This window comes from Paenibacillus agricola (assembly GCF_011440305.1).
GTDB classification, from domain to species: Bacteria; Bacillota; Bacilli; order Paenibacillales; family NBRC-103111; genus Paenibacillus_S; species Paenibacillus_S agricola.
In genome coordinates this window covers 697,248-715,265 of record NZ_JAAOIW010000004.1, presented here as the reverse complement: position 1 = coordinate 715,265, position 18,018 = coordinate 697,248, and the positions used below count along the sequence as shown (strand labels likewise).

The window sequence follows — 18,018 nt, the reverse complement described above, 5'->3', positions numbered from 1 at the left end:
ATATTACATAATATACCAAATGGGCAGGCTACCTCTTAGAGGAGATCCACTTTTTGGCAAACGGAGTCAAACTGTTGTTCAGAATATTCCGACTACTAGTATGGATCGGTTTTATGCAACGCTAGTGGTTTTGTATAATTTACTTTATATTTGGTTTTGGATTGAGTGTATATATATTAACTAAGCTTTACTTTAAATATCGCAAGGAATCGACCTACATACCCACGATGATTAAAACGGTTTGGGTGTCATTAATTATTTCATTCCTGCCCGTTGTATGTTTCTCCTTCTTGCCCAGCCTAATTTATGGATCTGCATGGGTGAATTCGCTTTACGCAGGGATTTTTGTGTTCTTTTTCCCAGTTACATTGGCCTATCTCGTAGTAACTACAAAGCTGTACGATATTGATCTGGTGTTACGTCGGATTTTGCTCACCTCATTGATTGCTGTTATACCAAGTGGACTATTTGTTGGTATAGTCAAAGTCTTTGTTTCTACAGAGGCTCCGATCGAGCGATTATTGGTATTATTCATTTTGTTTGTAGCGATCCTTACCTTAGTATTTTATTCACTCGAAAATATGTTTGCTAAGCTAGAGCCGATTATTTTCCCTCGTAAATATTATTTGCAATCAGCTCTGAAGAATATAGCCAAAAACCTCGGTACTATTACTAGCCTTCGAGAATACAAGGAAATCGTGCTTGTTGATATTGTCAATACTTTGCAGATATATGGTGTGGCAATTGCCTTTAAGTATAAGGATTCAATAGAGATTATTAGTGAGGGAAGCATCGATGTTAATGAGGTTGAAAGATATTTAGGCTCGGAAGAGGGGTTGCATCCTTTCTTATCCTTCTATGAAATTAACCGGCAGGAAGAATACACCAGCTATTTTGTGCTGACAGAGAAAAAAACTACAGCGCTTCTTGGGGCAGAAGAAAAGCAATGGCTGCAATTGATTACCACGTATTTGGCTGTAAGCCTGGAAAATGTGCATTTGATCCGCAAGCTGACTATGAAGCTAGAAGAATTGGCTTCACAAATTCCGAATGAGCAGGCAGGCAACGACTTTATTTGGTTCCGTAAGCTGATGTTCGAACTTCAGGAAAAGGAGCGTGTCCGCATAGCGACCGACCTTCACGATACGACGATGCAGGATTTGTTTTTCTTAAAAGAAAGGCTGCATTTACTGCTAGAGAAATATGCCTTCACTAAACCTGATCAAACCCAGATGTTTAGCATTATTGATTATATCGATATTATTAACAGCAACCTGCGACAAAGCTGCTTTGAGCTTCATCCTTATTTGATTAAAGAGATTGGTTTGGTGCGAACCATTGAACAATTGGTTGAGTTGGAAGCAGCTATCGCTCCTTTTGAAATTAATTTTGATGCAACCTGCTTGAATGTTATCGAGCTGAGAGATTTGGAGACCAAACGCCATGTTTTTCGTATGGTACAAGAATTGATTAATAATGCCAAGAAGCATTCAGCGGCCAATGTGGTACAGATTCAGCTTACGGATCGCAGCAATAATCTCCAATTGTCTTACTTAGATGACGGTATAGGCTTTGAAACAAACTTGGCGCTGGTCAAAGAAATAGGTTCATCGGGAACCGGTATCGAGCAAATAAAAAGTCGCATTTTATCATTAAATGGAAAATATGAACTAATAACAAGCAAAGGTAAAGGTATGAAATTAAACGTTTCTATTCCAATGAAAGAAGGATTATCAGCATGAGGGAAGTAGTGAAGGCAATAGTGGCGGATGACCACCCTTTAATGGCTCAAGCTACTAAGCAATTGTTGGAACAAATTGAGGGCATTGAAGTAATCGACATAGCTTCTAATGGGCAGAAGTGCTTAGAGCTGGTAGAGCAGCATCACCCAGATTTGGTTTTTCTGGATTATCAGCTTCCTGACCGGGTCGGTACCGATGTTGCCGCACAGATCAAAGCCATTTATCCAGAAATTCATATTGTCATTTTTACAGGCGTAGATGTATCGGCTTTAACGGATGTTTTTTTGGAGCTCCAGGTAAGTGCTGTTATTTCCAAAGGAACAAGGCATATTACCATTCAGCATGTGATTGGCTGTATCCTTGAGAATTATATAGTCATGCCACGGCCGGTGCTGCAAGCCTTGAAGGGAAAGGGGTTATCAACGCAAACCTCGGAGCTGACAGAGGAAGAAGTGCTGATTATGTCACTTATTATTAAAGGGGCAACCTTGGAGCAAATCGCCACACAGATCCATATCAGCAAGCGATCAGTCGACAATTATCAGAGACGAATATATGGAAAGCTTGGTGTGAAAACGAGAGTGGAGGCACTAGAAGCTTTTGTTAAAAGCAAATACTATTCAGATATAAGGGAGGACCTATAATGGAGCCAAAAGTTGTTCGAAACATGTACAATATCGTTGATAAGTATGTGGTGGAGAAGGATTTGAATGCCTTACTGAAAACATTTATTAAGGATAAGGCAGTCGAAGGCTCCAAATGGTCTACAATTACAAGATACACCCATTATATGTTGGGCGGGAATTCCCCGGCGATTGATTTAAGCGAAGCGATGGCGGAAATGGTCATGTTAGCGTTTGATATTATTGACGATCTACAGGATGGAGATAACAAGCTTAAGCCTTGGGTGGTATGCTCGCCAGCCTATACGTTGAATGGTATCCTTGCTTTTTTATTTGCTTTTATGGCAGAGATGGGGGATATTCAGGAGCAGCTCCCACCAGGCAGCCCGTCGTTAATGAAAGAATTGGGGGCGTTATTATCGCAATCCATTAATGGCCAGCAGATCGACTTAAATGGAACGATAAGCACGGAGGGCGATTACTTAGCGATGATCCAGAAAAAATCAGGCTCCTTGATCCGGTTTGCCTGTTTGATGGGATATGCGTTGGTTCCTAATTTGGACAAGCAGACCGTTGCTGCGATGAATGAGCTCGCCGAGCTTATTGGCATGATATCGCAAATGGAAAACGATATTCGTGATGTGCAGCGTATTGATGAAAAAAATGATTTACTGCAAAAAAAGCGGACTTTGCCGATCCTGTTTTTGTTGATGGAGCCCGAGCCCGCTTTTCCATACGTCCACCAGTTTTATGAAGGTATAATTACAGAAGATTCGTTTATAAGCCGAAAAAAAGCATGTATTCAATATATCGAGGATTCCGGTTGTATTGAGTATAGCCGTATTATCCAATCGCTATATATCGACCAAGCTGAAGCTGGATTTATTAGTCTGCCTGGCATCTCGCCATGGAAAGAACAATTTAAAGAAACGACTTTCGCAAGGAAAGCCGTATAATTTGGAGAGTGGACCGTTTCTTGCTATGATAGAGGTAATGCCAACATTTATCCAAACTTGAACGGAGGGAAATATTATGAACGATAACAATAAACAAGCAGGGCGCCAAGAACTTGCTACATTCGCAGGTGGCTGCTTCTGGTGTATGGTTTCACCATTCGAGGAATTGCCAGGCATTATTAAGGTTGTTTCCGGCTATACGGGTGGACATACTGAGAACCCAACCTATGAGCAGGTTTGCTCGGAGACTACGGGGCATGCCGAAGCCGTACAAATTACTTTTGATCCCGATGTATTTCCCTATAAGAAATTATTGGACATCTTCTGGCAACAGATTGACCCCACCGATGGAGGTGGACAGTTCCATGACCGCGGCAACTCTTACCGGACATCGATCTTTTACCACACAGATGAGCAAAAGCAGCTAGCTGAAGCTTCGAAGCAAGCATTGGAGCAAAGTGGGCGATTCACTAGGCCGATTGCTACTCCCATCGTACCAGCCACTGTTTTTTATGAGGCGGAGGACTACCATCAAGGCTATCATCATACACATCCATTACGCTACAAAAGCTACCGTAAAGGCTCAGGCAGGGATGCCTTTATTGAGCAGCACTGGAACACAGAGGAGGATAAGCAAAAGCTGAAGCAAAGGCTAACGCCAATCCAATACGAAGTTACACAAAACAGTGGCACAGAGCCTCCGTTCCAAAACGAATTTTGGGATGACCACCGCGAGGGCGTTTATGTGGATATTGTATCTGGGGAGCCTTTGTTCAGCTCGCTGGACAAATTTGATTCGAGCTGCGGCTGGCCCAGCTTTACAAAGCCGCTTATCCCGGCTAATGTGAAGGATAAACCGGATTACAAGCACTTTATGATCCGTACGGAAGTGCGTAGCCGTGAAGCGGATTCACATTTGGGCCATGTTTTTAATGATGGACCTGGACCAACTGGGCTGCGTTATTGCATTAACTCTGCCGCGCTGAGGTTTATACCCAAAGAACAGCTGGATCAAGAAGGCTATGGTGCCTACCTGAGCTTGTTTAAATAAATTGATATAAATGGAGTGGTTAAATTGAAATATTTTGCCGTGTTTTTACCTGTTATTAGTGTGGAGAGAAGCCAGCAGTATCGTCCCTTGCATTTGGAGTTTTTGGAAAAGGGCAGGAATGAAGGCTGGATCTTTGCTAATGGGCGTTTTGTTGATGGATCTGGAGGGCTTGTTATTTATATAGCAGAGTCTATGGATGACGTGTTGGCAAAAGTTAAACAAGACCCTTTTGTGGCCATGGAAGCACGCGGCTACGAAATCCATGAGTGGGAGCTTGTAATGAGAGCGTGAGAAATTGAAAACTCTACTTGAAGAAAAGAGGTATGACCTTCGGGATAAGGCACTAGCTTTTAGCGGTAGGTCACGGTAGGCAAAAGACGTAACAGGATGGGACGCTCACAGCGACAATCCTGTTACGTCTTTTTTGCTTTGCTGTTGACAAGAAATACGGCCAAATTTGATCAAAAGGAAGGTTGATTCTCAACTAGTAATTGACAATTTAAAAATATTCCGATATGATTACTAAGAAATGAATAACCCGAGAGTGGTGGACTTACATGGACAATAAATGTTCCCAATGTGGCAGAAAACAAGCTTCAGTCAATTATAATTGCGAAGCTTGTGAAGCGGAGTTAATAGATAATGGCGAATTGGTCGATGCCTTAACTTTTTGGGACAGAAAAAAGCCATCCACCCTCAAACAAATGATCATACCTCTAGCTATAATTACTGTTTCTGGTATCCTTTCTGCGGCTGCAGATACGAATTTGATTCTGTTCGTCGGTATGGCCGCAGCTGCTATTTATTACTACAAGCTTGTTAATGCCAAGGCTAATTCATAGTTAACACATAGTTATTTAAGTTGAACTCCATTTCTCAAGTATCATTTTCCCTGATAGCTTCTATCAATTATTCATATTTGTCTAAATCTTGGGAGTCTCTTACTATAGATAGAATATTCCCCGCGGCGGGTCTAATTTTATTATCGTAAGAGGAGATCAGATAATGACGACAGTGATTTGGTTACAGAAATTTACTCCAGGGCTTTTATTCGTATTACTGATTGCTTTCATTTCTACATGGCTGGGCTCATTATTCCCTTTAATTGGGGGACCGGTTTTTGGCATCACCCTAGGCATTATGATTAATAATATTTGGGGTAAGCCCAAAAATACGTTGAATGGCGTACAGTTCAGCTCCAAAAAAATACTGCAATGGGCGATTATTGCTCTTGGATGTGGCTTAAGTCTTTCCAAGGTATGGGAAACAGGTATGGAATCATTAGGCGTGATGCTCATTAGTTTACTGTTTGCTTTCGCCGCAACTTATTTCTTCGGGCGCATATTAAAGATACCGGGTCGACTGAAAGTACTGATTGGAGTAGGGACGGGAATATGTGGAGGATCTGCTATTGCTGCGGTTTCCCCAGTCATTGAAGCTGAGGAGGTTGAGATTGCGTATGCAGTTTCGACTATTTTTTTGTTCAATATTTTTGCCGTATTGTTATTTCCGTCAGTAGGGCATTGGTTAGGGTTGTCGGATAAAGCCTTTGGGATATGGGCTGGAACGGCGATAAACGATACTTCCTCTGTCGTAGCCGCCGGGTATTTGTACAGCAATGCTGCCGGGGATTATGCCATTATTGTGAAATTGGCGCGTGCGACGCTTATTATACCCATTACATTTGTTATTGCTGCTTATGTTGGCATCCGCAAGAAGAGGGAAGCAAGCACCAAGGTTGAAGGCGAAGAGTCTGCATACAGCCTACTTAAAATATTTCCATGGTTTATTTTATGGTTTTTGGTCGCGGCTTTATTTAACACATTAGGTTTATTTGGGGAGACTACTGTCTATTATCTTGGATTGATAGCCAAATTCCTGATTATTATGGCATTAACTGGAATTGGATTAAGTGCTAATTTCAGAAAGATGTTAAAAACGGGAATTAAACCGATCTTATTAGGCCTTATTGTCTGGATTGTTGTTGCATTGGTTAGTCTCTTGATACTTTTTATAACAGGAGATGTAATATTGTAATTAATTTGAAAAAAAAGAAATAATAGAGCGATAAATATGTCAGTATGTAACAATTAATAGTAAATTATTGTCGAAACTTAAGCTTACCCCCTTTTTTTAGATTGATCTTATTAAAAAATTTTAATTATTAAAAAAATATTGCAAATTGCATAAACTTCAATTAATATGAAATCAAATAGAAGGAGGTTGTATTTTGATGAAATTCAGTTACATATCTCATCTTTATTGTCCGAAATGTGAGCTAACCTATCATGTGAAAGAGCGGCATCAGTTATGTCTTTGTGGTTCCCCGTTATTAGTTAAATACGACTTGGATGGATTAAAAAAAGTACTTAAGCCTGATGATTTGTTGAGAAGGGAAGCAAGCCTTTGGAGATACCATGAATTGCTCCCTGTAGAAAGCCAAGAAAATGTAGTTTCATTGGGTGAAGGAATGACGCCTTTAATTGCGATGTCTACGATTGGTGAAGACATGGCGATTCGTAACTTGTATATGAAGGATGAGGGGATTATCCCCACGGGAACGTTTAAAGCCCGTGGAGCGGCTGTAGGAGTTTCCAAAGCTAAAGAGCTGGGAGTCAAGGAATTGGCCATGCCAACTAACGGTAATGCTGGAGCCGCTTGGGCGCTTTATGCAGCAAGAGCCAATATCCAATCCAGCATCGTTATGCCCGTGGATGCACCTAAAATTACTAGGAATGAGTGCGCAATCTCAGGTGCAAATCTTTATCTGGTTGATGGTTTGATCAGTGATGCCGGAAAAATTGTTGGACAAGTCGTCAAGGACTTCGAGCTCTATGACGCTTCCACCTTGAAAGAGCCTTATCGGATTGAAGGAAAGAAAACAATGGGCTTGGAAATCGCTGAACAGATGGGATGGAAGATGCCGGATGTTATTTTATATCCTACTGGGGGCGGTGTAGGAATTATTGGGATTTACAAAGCCTTGATTGAATTGCAGGAGCTGGGCTGGGTCGAAGGAACGCTTCCGAGATTAGTGGCCGTCCAAGCCGAGGGATGTGCACCCATTGTAAAAGCTTGGGAAGAAAAGAAGGCTATTTCTGAATTCTGGGCAGATTCCTCCACGATTGCCTTTGGCATTAATGTGCCGAAAGCGCTTGGTGATTTCCTGGTGCTGGAAGCTATATATAAAACAGAGGGCTGTGCCATTGCGATTGATGATGAATCGATTCTCAAGGAACTGGAGAAAATCGCTACCATGGAAGGTGCCTTTATATGTCCAGAAGGAGCGGCGACCTTTGTTGCTGCCCGACGGTTACGTGAAAGCGGATGGATTAAAGATGGAGAAACGGTAATAGCCTTAAATACAGGAGCGGGTATTAAATATCCCGAAACCGTTCGTGTTGAGGTTCCTGTCTTACAACCGGGGGATACCATCAGGAAGGAAATGAGGCTGTAAGTGGATAAAAACCATGCACATATATTTGAGTTTGCCAAACGGACAGCAGATATGCTTGTGAAAATGTTTGGTTCGCGCTGTGAAGTGGCTATACACGATTTCAGTAACCTGGAGAAATCGCTAATCCACATAGCCGGTAAAATTACAGATAGGGAAATTGGTTCTCCGATTACAGACCTTGTGTTACAGGAGCTTAGGAAGCCCCCAACGCAAATTCAGGATATGCCTAATTATAAAACGCAATCAAAAAAAGGAAATATTATGAAATCCTCAACTGTTTTTTTGCGGGATAACCATGATGTCGTCATTGGTGCCTTGTGCATGAATTACGATATTAGTTTAATGCTGCAGCTCGAAGGAGAAATGGAAGATTTCATTACGTTTGACGATAGCCAAAAAAAGTCGGAAAGCTTCTATAGCTCCGTGCACGACGTTATCGAAGGAATGGTTGACCAGGTCCTGCAAGGGTTTAAGAAATCCCCTTCCTTAATGACGATGGAGGAGAAGATCGAGAGTGTAAGAATACTAGAAGAAAAAGGCGCCTTTCTAATTAAAGGCTCAACAGAGTATCTTGCTATCGTGTTAGGGGTGTCTAAGTTTACGGTTTATAATTATCTTCAAAAAATTCGCACCCACAATGAATATCACCTAGATGAAGGGACGAGGACCGTATAATGAAAACTGTATATACAGAAAATGCTCCACAGGCCATTGGACCTTATTCGCAAGCCGTAAAAGCAGGGACATTTTTGTTCCTTTCGGGACAAATTCCTGTAAATCCAGCAACCAATGAAGTTGTAGAAAAGGATATTGTTGTACAAACAAAACAGGTTATGAATAACATCAAGGCCATTTTGGATAAAGAGAGCCTTACGCTAGACCGCATAGTAAAAACAACCATATTCGTTACAGATATGAATCAATTTGCTACAGTTAATGAGATATACGGGAATTTCCTGGGTGACCATCGACCTGCACGTTCAACAGTAGAGGTTAGTCGTCTTCCCAAGGATGTCCTTATAGAGATAGAAGTCGTTGCTTACATAGGGAATATATAGGTGAATATATGGTTCGAGGCGATTTTCATAAGGAGGTCGTCTCCGGCTAATATAGATGGCAATACAGATGCAATATATCAAAGGAGGCCTAGTAGTATGAAGAGAAACATGTTTTGGAGACCGGTATTTGTTATTAGCTGCTTGGCACTGGCAATTGCAATTTCGGGATGCAGTGTGGCCAACAAAAAAGCTGCAGAGGAAAGTACAACGGCTACAGAAAGCCATAAGCTTGTGGTAGATTTAGGTACTGAGCCTTCTACGCTTGACCCCGGCTTGCAGTACAATACAGACAGCTATGCGGTCTATAGGAATATATTCGATAGTTTACTAACCAGAGATCCCAAAACCTTGGAAATCAAACCAGGTGTGGCTGAATCGTGGAAAGCTGATTCACCTACAAGCTGGACATTCAAAATTCGCGAGAATATTGTCTTCCATAATGGGGAAAAGCTGACCGCCGAAGATGTGGTTTTCAGTATTGAACGTATTTTAAACAAAGATTTTCGCAGTCCCCAGCTTGCCAATTTCAGCATGATTACTTCTGCGAAAGCCTCCGGTAATAGTGTAGTTATTTTGACTAAGGAGCCGAGCCCTACCCTCTTGACCCAATTGGTTAATCTGAGTATCGTTCCGATGAAATATGTAAAAGAAAAGGGCGATGAGCAGTTTAATTTACAGCCAGTAGGTAGCGGAGCTTACAAATTCACGGAATGGACGAAAGGTATACGTGTTTCGCTTACAGCCAATGACACCTATTGGGGCGGAAAGCCGAATCTTGCTGGCGCTGAATTCCGTTTTGTTCCGACACCAGCGAGTCGTGTTGCGGATCTTCAATCGGGCAAAGCCGATGTGATTCTTGCTGTTAGCCCTGATGATGTGGAAACCATTAAGGCCAATGCGGACTCACAGGTTCTTAGCACTTTGACAGAACGTGTTGCTTACTTGGGATTTAACGTTTTGGGAGATTCCCCGACAAAGTCGTCCAAGGTCAATCAAGCGATTGCTTATGGGATTAACTACGATGCTATGATTAGCTCGTTGCTTCACGGTTATGGAGAAAGTGTTACTCAAGTGTTAACTCCATTTTCGTTTGGTTATGACAAAAGCATTAAAGGCTACAAATATGATCCTGAGAAATCCAAAGCCTTATTAAAGGAAGCTGGTTATCCAGATGGAGTAACTCTGGTTTTCGACACATCCCCGGCATATGACCAACGGATTGTACAGTCGATTCAAGGCGATTTAGAGAAAGTGGGCATTAAAATAACGATTGCTAGCACCGACCAGGCCACTTATTTGAAAAAGGTTCAAGACCCTGCACATAAATGGGGAAGCATTCGCTTTGGAATATGGTCTTGCTCTTGCATGGATGCAGATGGGACGATTTATCCGTTGTTCCGCACAGGAACGATTTGGAACAGCTATTCCAACCCTGTTTTTGACCAAGCAGTAGATGCGGCTAGAGCGACAACCAATGTTGACGAACGTACGGCTTTGTACAAGAAAGCTCTTGAAGTATTGAATGAGGATGTACCAGGAATTGGATTGTACCAGACCAAAGCCATTTATGGAGCTTCGAAAAAGCTGCAATGGCAGCCAGATGCACAAGAGAGCTTCTTGCTTAAGGATATGAAATGGATAAAGTAGGTGAGCTAACATGATTTACGTAGGACAAAGGCTTCTGCAAGCTATCGTCTCATTGCTGGGTGTTTCCACCATTATATTCTTTGTCCTACGATTAACCGGTGATCCCGTCCAGCTTATGGTTCCGCAAAATTCAACGCTTGAAGATATTGAGGTATTGCGGCATGCTCTTGGATTGGATCGACCTGTAGGTGTACAGTATCTGGAATTCATCACAAATTTATTCCAAGGTAACTTAGGTTATTCCTACATCCAGAATCAGCCTGTAGTCCATATTATTATGGATCGCTTTCCGTATACAGTGGATCTTGCTACGGCTGCTTTGTTCCTTTCCGTCGTTGTCGGCATACTTATTGGTATGCTTACAGCGATCTATAGAGGAACGTGGATAGAGAAATTACTAATGCCTGTTGTCCTCATAGGCCAGAGTATGCCGGCCTTCTGGACAGGTATTTTACTAATCATGTTTCTGAGTGTTCAAGTCCATTGGTTCCCCTCATCGGGAGCCGATGACCTCACCTCTCTTGTATTGCCTGCTATCACATTGGCCTCACTTTCGGTTGCAACGATTGCGAGGATGGCCCGGTCGAGTATCTTGGATCAATTGGGCCAAGATTATGTGAGAACGGCCCATTCCAAAGGTGTGGCTGTCCCAAGGTTACTCAGTCGGCATATCATGAGGAACGCAGCCATACCTATCTTGACGATCATAGGTATGGAAACGGCCAATTTACTAGGCGGCGCGGTTATTACAGAAACGATCTTTGCATGGCCGGGATTGGGCCAATTGACGATTCAAGCGATTAACGCGAGGGATTTTCCCGTGGTTCAGGCTATCGTTTTCTTGGGGTCATCCATTTATATTCTTATTAATTTGCTTACAGACCTCCTGTATGTATGGGTTGATCCTAGAATTAAATTTGGGAGAGAAGCATCGTCATGACAACTAAATCTGAAGCAATTCAAATGCTGCCCATTTCTACAGAGGTGAAAAAAATCCCGGTTTGGAAAAAAAGCTGGATTCAGCTTCTGCCTTTCTCCATCATGCTTGTGTTATTTGTTTGTGTCGCTCTCTTTCCAGGTATGTTTGCCAACCATCCCCCGAATTTAACGGATTTGTCGATTCGTTTAAAGCCGAGCGGATTTATAGGAGCAAATGGGTCTATCTATTTATTAGGAACGGACGGGCTAGGCAGAGATGTATTTAGTCGGCTGCTGTATGGAGCTAGAGTATCGTTATCCGTCTCTGTTACTGCTGTCCTGATTTCCGGGATTATTGGGGGTTTGCTGGGGGTTATTTCTGGTTTCTATAGAAATATTGTTGGAACGATCATCATGCGTGTAGCTGATATTATTCTTTCTATCCCCTTCCTGCTGCTTGCCATTATTACAGTGGCGGTGCTCGGTCCAAGCTTGCTCAATCTGATTATTGTACTCAGTATTTCGCGTTGGCCCCGATATGCAAGGGTGGCACAAGGGAAGACGTTGGCAACGGTAAACCAGGATTCCGTGAAGGCCTCAGTAGCACTGGGAGCTCGCTCAGGAAGACTGATTCTGCGTCATATTATACCGGAAGTCCTACCATCTTTGGTCGTTATCGCTACGATTGAAGTGGGGCTAATGATTGTTTATGAAGCGTCATTATCCTTTATTGGTCTAGGTGTTCAGCCTCCCAATGCAAGCTGGGGCTCCATGCTTCAGGAGGGCCAGCAATTTCTTACTCAAGCCTGGGGACTTGCTACGTTTCCGGGGATTTGTATCTTCCTAGTCGTGATCTCGATTAATATGCTAGGGGACTATGCGAGGGATGCGCTTGATCCAAAGAGCAAATTAAGATAAAGGTGAGAAGGGATGAATAACTTGAATTCAACTCAACGATTTGCAGGAAAAAAAGTTATCATTACTGGAGCGGCAGGAATTTTTGGCACCTGGATCGCACAGGCATTTGCCAAGGAGGGTGCAATCCTCTGCTTAACAGATGTTAGGGAGCAGGAACTGCATGCATTAGCTGCTGATCCTTTGTTGAAGGGCTGTGAGCTGCTCCTGCATCCAACCAATCTGCTTGACCCGGAATCCATCAAGGAGCTAGTAAGTCTTGTGGAGAAGGAATGGTCAGCACCGGATATTTTAATTAACAATGCGGGTACGTATCATAGGCAAACTCTACTCGACATGCCTTTGGAAGAATGGGACAAAGTTATGGCTTTGAATGTTTCGGCGCCGTTCCTGCTGACGCAACAATTCGCCAAGCTGATGATCAAGGATGAAATAAAAGGCTCGATCATTAATATAGGCTCTGGTGCCTCGCTTAACGTCCAAGTGGGTGGCGGTCATTATTCCACAACCAAAGCGGCTTTATCCATGCTAACGAGAGCTTATTCGTTAGAGCTAGCCCCGTACCAAATTCGGGTAAATACCGTAGGACCAGGTTTTGCACCGGGGAGCGTGGTAAGCCATCTTGGGGATGATTATGTCGAAAATATGGTCTCAAGCATTCCAATGGGCCGAACCTCCGGACCCAATGATGCACCTCAGGCGATCTTGTACTTATGTTCGGAGCAAGCCTCGTTCATTACAGGAACTACATTATTTGTAGACGGCGGGAAAACAGCGGGAACTTTCAAATCAACCAAATAAGGATGATCGGACACGATGGAAAACCTGATCTATCAATGGCCCCAAGGAAAAAAATGTGCAGTATCACTTAGTTTTGATTTTGATGGGGAATCCCCCTATCTATGGAGAACACGCAACACGCCCTCCAACATGCTTGGTGAATGGGAACAAAGGCGTTTTGGACCGCGCCAAGGGATTTATCGCATTCTCGATATACTTAAAAAATACGAAGTGCGGGCCACTTTTTTTATTCCAGGCGTAATAGCCGAGAAATATCCACAAGCCGTAGAGCAGGTGGCCAAGCACGGCCATGAAATCGGACTGCATGGCTATCTGCACGAACGGGTGGATCAATTGACCAAAACGGAGGTCGAGGAGACCTTTACTAAAAGCAAGGAAATTTTTGAACGGTTGCTCGGAAAAAAAACGTTCGGATATCGTTCCCCATCTTGGGAAATGACATTGGAAACCTTTGAGGTTCTCCGCGAGCACAATATTATATACGACAGCTCTATGATGGGATATGACCATCCTTACTGGGTTGATGATTTACCAGAAATCCCTGTCCAGTGGTTGTTGGACGATGCGATCTTCTTCCGTTATACGGGTGGTGGACCGGGTAGCTACCCACCGCAGAATCCTGCTGTAGTTATGGATGCCTGGAAACAGGAATTTGAGGGAATGAAACGTTATGGCGGGCTGTTTCTGACAACGATGCATCCGTGGATTTCGGGTAGGGCCTCACGCCTAATGGAGCTAGAACAATTAATATTGTTTCTTCAAAGGGATTCTGACGTGTGGTGGGCGACATGCGAAGAAGTCGCTGCCTATCATCGTTCCCATTATCCTGATCAATTCCGTGAGACGATAGGGGTGAACTAGACCGTGCAGGATACTGATCATGTTGTACTCGATATACAGAACCTTGTAATTGCCTTTGAGCAATTAAGCGGAGATGTGACGGCACTTCGAGGCGTTAATTTCCAGTTAAAGCAAGGCGAGATTCTTGGTCTTGTTGGGGAAAGCGGCTGTGGTAAAAGCTTAACGGCTCTTTCCTCGATGAAGCTATTGCCCAAAAATGCTAAAATTGTCGAAGGCGATATTCGGGTCAACGGTAGATCATTAAAAGGGCTATCGGAGTCAAAAATGCGGGAAATACGTGGCAAGGAAGTATCCATGATATTCCAAGAGCCGATGACAGCTCTAAATCCATTAATTCCGATCGGCCGACAAATTGAGGAAACCTTGCTCATTCATATGGATTTATCACGCAAGGAGCGGTATAACCGAGTGATCGAATTATTGAATGCAGTCGGTATCCCTGAACCCCAAGCACGGTTTCACCAGTTTCCGTACGAGCTCTCAGGAGGCATGCGGCAGCGTGTTATGATCGCGACTGCGCTTGCTTGTGGACCCAAGGTTATTATTGCTGATGAGCCTACGACGGCACTGGATGTTACGATTCAGGCACAGATGCTGAAGCTTTTAAGAAATATCAGGGATTCGTTCCAAACGTCGATTTTGTTAATCACCCATGATATGGGGGTTATTGCTGACCTAGCCGATAGGGTAGCTGTTATGTATGCGGGTAAAATTGTCGAGATAGCCCCTGTAGAGGAATTATTCGATCATCCAACCCATCCATATACGGTAGGGCTATTGAATAGCATCCCCAGTATGATAGGCGATGAGGATGGAGAGCTTCAATCCATTCCAGGAAGTGTCCCCGACTTGAAAAGCTTACCGATCGGCTGCTCATTTCAAGCGCGATGTCTATATGCAACGGATGCCTGTATCCATGAAGACCCTGCCTTGAAATTAATAGGCCCCGACCATTCTGTGGCATGCTGGAATCCGTTACAAAAGGGGGAAGGCTGATGGTTGATTCAACGACGGAGGATGCTGTAGCATCTCCTTTATTGGTGGTAGAGAATCTCAAAAAATATTACAATCAGCCCTTTAGCTTGTTCAGGAAGCACAACCCTATCAAGGCTGTGGATGGCATTAGCTTTGACTTGCATGCAGGTAAAGCGTTAGGTCTTGTGGGTGAGAGCGGATGCGGAAAGTCAACAGCTGGACGTGCGGTTTTGAAATTGGACTCGATCACATCCGGCAAAGTGTTTTTTAAAGGGAATGAAATCACCCATTTGCAAGGCGATGCGCTTCGTGAGCTGAGAAAGGATATGCAGATCGTATTCCAAGATCCGTATTCTTCGCTTAATGGACGCATGCGGGTGAAGGATATATTAGCTGAGCCGTTTAAAATCCATGGCCTTCATCCTGGCAGGGAGTATCAAGAGGTTAAGCGTCTGCTCGAAATGGTCGGTTTGTTGGAGAGCAGCTTTGATAAAATGCCCCATGAGTTTTCTGGAGGCCAAAGGCAGAGAATAGTGATCGCCAGAGCTATTGCTTTACGCCCTCAATTTATTGTATGTGATGAGCCGGTTTCTGCACTTGATGTATCGGTGCAATCGCAAATCGTCAATTTATTTAGCCAATTACAAAAGGAGCTGGACCTATCTTATCTGTTTATTTCTCACGGATTATCGGTAGTCCGCCATATTTGTGATCGGGTAGGCGTGATGTATCTAGGCAAATTAGTCGAGCTTGGTGATAAGAAGAGTATTTTCTCGAATCCTTTGCACCCGTATACACAAGCGTTGATCAACGCTATTCCAACACCAAATCCGAGAATACAGCGCACTCGGGAAAAGATAACCTTGGAGGGAGATTTACCAAGTCCGATGAATCCTCCATCAGGCTGTCATTTTCACACCCGATGCCCATATGCGCAAGAAAGATGCAAGGTGGAAGAACCGCAATGGAGAGAAATTGAGCCTGCTCATTGGGTCTCCTGCCATTTTGCTCCACTGACTTGATCTACAGGGAGAATGATGATAATGAAATTGAATCCGATTGACTTGACTAGACTCACATTGCTAGGGTCCCCTGCGATTCATCCGTATTGTTCGGAATTAATCATTTATTCGAAAGCCAAGATGGATACAGAGATGGACAAGTACCCTTCTCAATTGATTCTTGTCCATACGGAATCCGCCAAGGAAATTCCATTCATAAGCGATAGTTCTAGTGTGGAGCATAGTCCCAAATGGTCGAATGACGGAAGTAAGGTTGCCTTTTTGCGTAATGTTCGGGGTGCCGATGAATTATGGTTGTATGATTTCAAGCAGCAAACCGAGCAATGCTTAACGCCTGGCATCAAGGTGAAAGGCTTCGTTTGGAGTACAAATGACAAGCGAATCGCTTTTATAAGCAGGGTGCAGGAAATCAACGACGTCTGTTATTCCGTTCAGCGGTTGCGCTATAAATTAGACGGCGAAGGTATGACGCCTGGCTATAATCAAATTTTCACAGTAGATCTCGAATCGACCGCGGTTACCCAAGCCACGACGTTTGAATCGGATCATGGCTGCGTGGTCTTTTGCAACGATGGGAATAGTCTCGCCTATGTAGTCGACTACCCAAGCGGAGACGATTTTGTCAAAGACCCCGAAATTCATGTACTCGATTATTTAACGAATACGAAGTTGGTATGGAAACCCGGTGCCAAATCCATTGTAGAGCTAATCCCTGATAAGAACGGGTCATTGTTTGGAGTAGGTAAACGGAATAATGAAAACAGTGTAGATTTTGACCAATTGTTTCTTGTGCAAGAGGGGCAAGCGGCTCAATGGTTTCCTTGGGAGGCCGACCTTTCGATCGGTTATCATTTGATAAGCGATGCCCGGCGTACGGGGTTAAATAGTCCGATAAGCTTCCAAAGCAAAGCAAGAAAATTTGTATTCGCTGCCACGTTGCAAGGAAAGCAGCGGCTGTTTACTGCGGATGCGCTTACTCATGAAATTTCGGAAATTCCCTTTGCTTTCAATGTGGTTTCCTTTGATGTGGTGCAATGTGACGATTCCCTGTGCTCCATCGTTTGTATGGCAGATTCCTTCCACCAGCCAGCGGAATTGTTTCAGCTGGTCTGGAATTATCAAGAGCCTGCCCAGTGGCGGCAAATCACGCATGATAATGACGAGCTGATCAAACAAGGTCCCTCGATTAAGGTTGAAGATTATACGTATATGTCCGCTGACGGGTTACCTATACAAGGATGGGCTCTCAGTGCAATTGGGGAGCCAACCAAGGGTTCTGTCCTTATCATCCATGGTGGCCCCCATCTGGCTTATGGGGATACCTTTTATTATGACTTCTGGTTTCTGTGCAGCCAGGGCTACGAGGTTATTACCTGTAATCCTAGAGGTAGCTCGGGCTATGGCCAGGCTTTCTCAAGTGCCATTATAGGCGAATGGGGCGTCAAGGATGTTTCGGATGTTATTGGCTTTTTGGAGCATGTTCAGTTAGAAAAGCAAGAAAAGCAAGAAAAGCAAGAGAAGCAAGAGAAGAGTGGCGAAGTACCTCTTTTTGTAATGGGAGGCAGCTATGGAGGGTTTCTCGTGAATTGGCTGATCGGCCATGACCATAGATTCCGGGCGGCGATTTCGGAGAGATCGATATGTAATCTCTATAGTAAAATCAGCAACAGCGATTTGGGATTCAGCATTAATATAGTGGAGTTAGGTGGAGTCGATTTGTGGAAGGATGAGGCGCTTATTATGGAGCGCTCGCCTATTCGTTATGCGCAGCAGGTAACCACACCTGTCCTATTGATTCATGGTGAACAGGATCATCGGTGTCCCATTGAGCAATCGGAGCAGTGGTTTACGGTATTGAAAAGGCTTGGGAAAAAGGTGGAGTTTTTACGTTTTCCAGCTTCCTCGCATGGCATGTCTATCTCTGGAAGGCCAAAGCAGCGAGTGGCTCGTTTAAAGGCCATTGCGGAATGGCTGGAAGCACATATATAGGGG

Annotated in this window: 18 protein-coding genes; all 18 read left to right on the top strand. The window is 43.7% G+C overall.

All coding sequences use genetic code 11. From position 1 onward, the window contains the following. Positions 1-227: 227 nt before the first annotated feature. The 18 genes from G9U52_RS14770 (at position 228) to G9U52_RS14685 (ending at position 18,015) form a co-directional block, all read left to right on the top strand. The gene (locus G9U52_RS14770) at positions 228-1,742 is read left to right on the top strand and encodes a sensor histidine kinase (RefSeq protein ID WP_207952966.1); all 1,515 of its coding nucleotides are present in this window, start codon (positions 228-230) and stop codon (positions 1,740-1,742) included. Next, positions 1,739-2,386 carry a response regulator transcription factor gene (locus G9U52_RS14765; protein WP_166150681.1) on the top strand — a complete coding sequence of 216 codons (648 nt, stop codon included), beginning with the start codon at positions 1,739-1,741 and terminating at the stop codon, positions 2,384-2,386. The genes G9U52_RS14770 and G9U52_RS14765 overlap by 4 nt, the downstream gene beginning before the upstream one ends. Then, entirely contained in the window at positions 2,386-3,321 is a 936-nt protein-coding gene (locus tag G9U52_RS14760) for a polyprenyl synthetase family protein (RefSeq protein WP_166150679.1), read from the top strand. The genes G9U52_RS14765 and G9U52_RS14760 overlap by 1 nt, the downstream gene beginning before the upstream one ends. Before the next feature lie 76 nt (positions 3,322-3,397). Continuing rightward, complete coding sequence (msrA, locus tag G9U52_RS14755) at positions 3,398-4,372, top strand: peptide-methionine (S)-S-oxide reductase MsrA (RefSeq protein WP_166150677.1); 975 nt, start codon at positions 3,398-3,400, stop codon at positions 4,370-4,372. 15 nt (positions 4,373-4,387) lie between these two features. Further along, a complete protein-coding gene (locus G9U52_RS14750; protein ID WP_311764866.1) occupies positions 4,388-4,663 on the top strand; it encodes a YciI family protein in 276 nt (91 codons plus the stop codon). Positions 4,664-4,929: 266 nt separating this feature from the next. Continuing rightward, positions 4,930-5,214 carry a hypothetical protein gene (locus tag G9U52_RS14745; RefSeq protein WP_166150673.1) on the top strand — a complete coding sequence of 95 codons (285 nt, stop codon included), beginning with the start codon at positions 4,930-4,932 and terminating at the stop codon, positions 5,212-5,214. 163 nt (positions 5,215-5,377) lie between these two features. Continuing rightward, positions 5,378-6,409: a YeiH family protein gene (locus G9U52_RS14740; RefSeq protein ID WP_207952965.1), complete on the top strand. Its 1,032-nt coding sequence runs from the start codon at positions 5,378-5,380 to the stop codon at positions 6,407-6,409. 196 nt (positions 6,410-6,605) lie between these two features. Beyond that, a complete protein-coding gene (locus tag G9U52_RS14735) occupies positions 6,606-7,829 on the top strand; it encodes a threonine synthase (RefSeq protein WP_166150671.1) in 1,224 nt (407 codons plus the stop codon). Beyond that, positions 7,830-8,504 carry a helix-turn-helix transcriptional regulator gene (locus tag G9U52_RS41370; protein ID WP_311764865.1) on the top strand — a complete coding sequence of 225 codons (675 nt, stop codon included), beginning with the start codon at positions 7,830-7,832 and terminating at the stop codon, positions 8,502-8,504. After that, positions 8,501-8,887 carry a RidA family protein gene (locus G9U52_RS14725; protein ID WP_166150819.1) on the top strand — a complete coding sequence of 129 codons (387 nt, stop codon included), beginning with the start codon at positions 8,501-8,503 and terminating at the stop codon, positions 8,885-8,887. Before G9U52_RS41370 ends, G9U52_RS14725 begins: the two co-directional genes overlap by 4 nt. Positions 8,888-8,983: 96 nt before the next feature. Next, the gene (locus G9U52_RS14720; protein WP_166150668.1) at positions 8,984-10,534 is read left to right on the top strand and encodes an ABC transporter substrate-binding protein; all 1,551 of its coding nucleotides are present in this window, start codon (positions 8,984-8,986) and stop codon (positions 10,532-10,534) included. Between the two features lie 10 nt (positions 10,535-10,544). Next, positions 10,545-11,474 carry an ABC transporter permease gene (locus tag G9U52_RS14715; RefSeq protein WP_166150666.1) on the top strand — a complete coding sequence of 310 codons (930 nt, stop codon included), beginning with the start codon at positions 10,545-10,547 and terminating at the stop codon, positions 11,472-11,474. Then, the gene (locus G9U52_RS14710; RefSeq protein WP_166150664.1) at positions 11,471-12,370 is read left to right on the top strand and encodes an ABC transporter permease; all 900 of its coding nucleotides are present in this window, start codon (positions 11,471-11,473) and stop codon (positions 12,368-12,370) included. The genes G9U52_RS14715 and G9U52_RS14710 overlap by 4 nt, the downstream gene beginning before the upstream one ends. Positions 12,371-12,382: 12 nt before the next feature. Further along, a complete protein-coding gene (locus G9U52_RS14705) occupies positions 12,383-13,168 on the top strand; it encodes an SDR family NAD(P)-dependent oxidoreductase (RefSeq protein ID WP_207952963.1) in 786 nt (261 codons plus the stop codon). A gap of 15 nt (positions 13,169-13,183) precedes the next feature. Next, positions 13,184-14,029: a polysaccharide deacetylase family protein gene (locus tag G9U52_RS14700; RefSeq protein WP_166150662.1), complete on the top strand. Its 846-nt coding sequence runs from the start codon at positions 13,184-13,186 to the stop codon at positions 14,027-14,029. Between the two features lie 3 nt (positions 14,030-14,032). Beyond that, positions 14,033-15,025, top strand: a complete 993-nt coding sequence (locus G9U52_RS41365; protein WP_166150660.1) for an ABC transporter ATP-binding protein — start codon at positions 14,033-14,035, stop codon at positions 15,023-15,025. Beyond that, positions 15,025-16,026 (top strand): ABC transporter ATP-binding protein, encoded by a 1,002-nt coding sequence (locus G9U52_RS14690; protein ID WP_166150658.1) that lies wholly within the window; start codon positions 15,025-15,027, stop codon positions 16,024-16,026. The genes G9U52_RS41365 and G9U52_RS14690 overlap by 1 nt, the downstream gene beginning before the upstream one ends. A gap of 21 nt (positions 16,027-16,047) precedes the next feature. Beyond that, positions 16,048-18,015 (top strand): S9 family peptidase, encoded by a 1,968-nt coding sequence (locus tag G9U52_RS14685; protein WP_166150656.1) that lies wholly within the window; start codon positions 16,048-16,050, stop codon positions 18,013-18,015. Positions 18,016-18,018 lie beyond the last annotated feature (3 nt).

Excerpts from the sequence above, each read along its gene's own strand:
- G9U52_RS14690 (WP_166150658.1), top strand. The coding sequence starts at position 15,025 with ATGGTTGATTCAACGACGGAGGATGCTGTAGCATCTCCTTTATTGGTG.
- G9U52_RS14740 (WP_207952965.1), top strand. The coding sequence starts at position 5,378 with ATGACGACAGTGATTTGGTTACAGAAATTTACTCCAGGGCTTTTATTC.
- G9U52_RS14765 (WP_166150681.1), top strand. The coding sequence starts at position 1,739 with ATGAGGGAAGTAGTGAAGGCAATAGTGGCGGATGACCACCCTTTAATG.
- msrA (WP_166150677.1), top strand. The coding sequence starts at position 3,398 with ATGAACGATAACAATAAACAAGCAGGGCGCCAAGAACTTGCTACATTC.
- G9U52_RS14720 (WP_166150668.1), top strand. The coding sequence starts at position 8,984 with ATGAAGAGAAACATGTTTTGGAGACCGGTATTTGTTATTAGCTGCTTG.
- G9U52_RS14715 (WP_166150666.1), top strand. The coding sequence starts at position 10,545 with ATGATTTACGTAGGACAAAGGCTTCTGCAAGCTATCGTCTCATTGCTG.
- G9U52_RS14770 (WP_207952966.1), top strand. The coding sequence starts at position 228 with ATGATTAAAACGGTTTGGGTGTCATTAATTATTTCATTCCTGCCCGTT.
- G9U52_RS14685 (WP_166150656.1), top strand. The coding sequence starts at position 16,048 with ATGAAATTGAATCCGATTGACTTGACTAGACTCACATTGCTAGGGTCC.
- G9U52_RS14710 (WP_166150664.1), top strand. The coding sequence starts at position 11,471 with ATGACAACTAAATCTGAAGCAATTCAAATGCTGCCCATTTCTACAGAG.
- G9U52_RS14705 (WP_207952963.1), top strand. The coding sequence starts at position 12,383 with ATGAATAACTTGAATTCAACTCAACGATTTGCAGGAAAAAAAGTTATC.
- G9U52_RS14760 (WP_166150679.1), top strand. The coding sequence starts at position 2,386 with ATGGAGCCAAAAGTTGTTCGAAACATGTACAATATCGTTGATAAGTAT.
- G9U52_RS14700 (WP_166150662.1), top strand. The coding sequence starts at position 13,184 with ATGGAAAACCTGATCTATCAATGGCCCCAAGGAAAAAAATGTGCAGTA.
- G9U52_RS14745 (WP_166150673.1), top strand. The coding sequence starts at position 4,930 with ATGGACAATAAATGTTCCCAATGTGGCAGAAAACAAGCTTCAGTCAAT.
- G9U52_RS14735 (WP_166150671.1), top strand. The coding sequence starts at position 6,606 with ATGAAATTCAGTTACATATCTCATCTTTATTGTCCGAAATGTGAGCTA.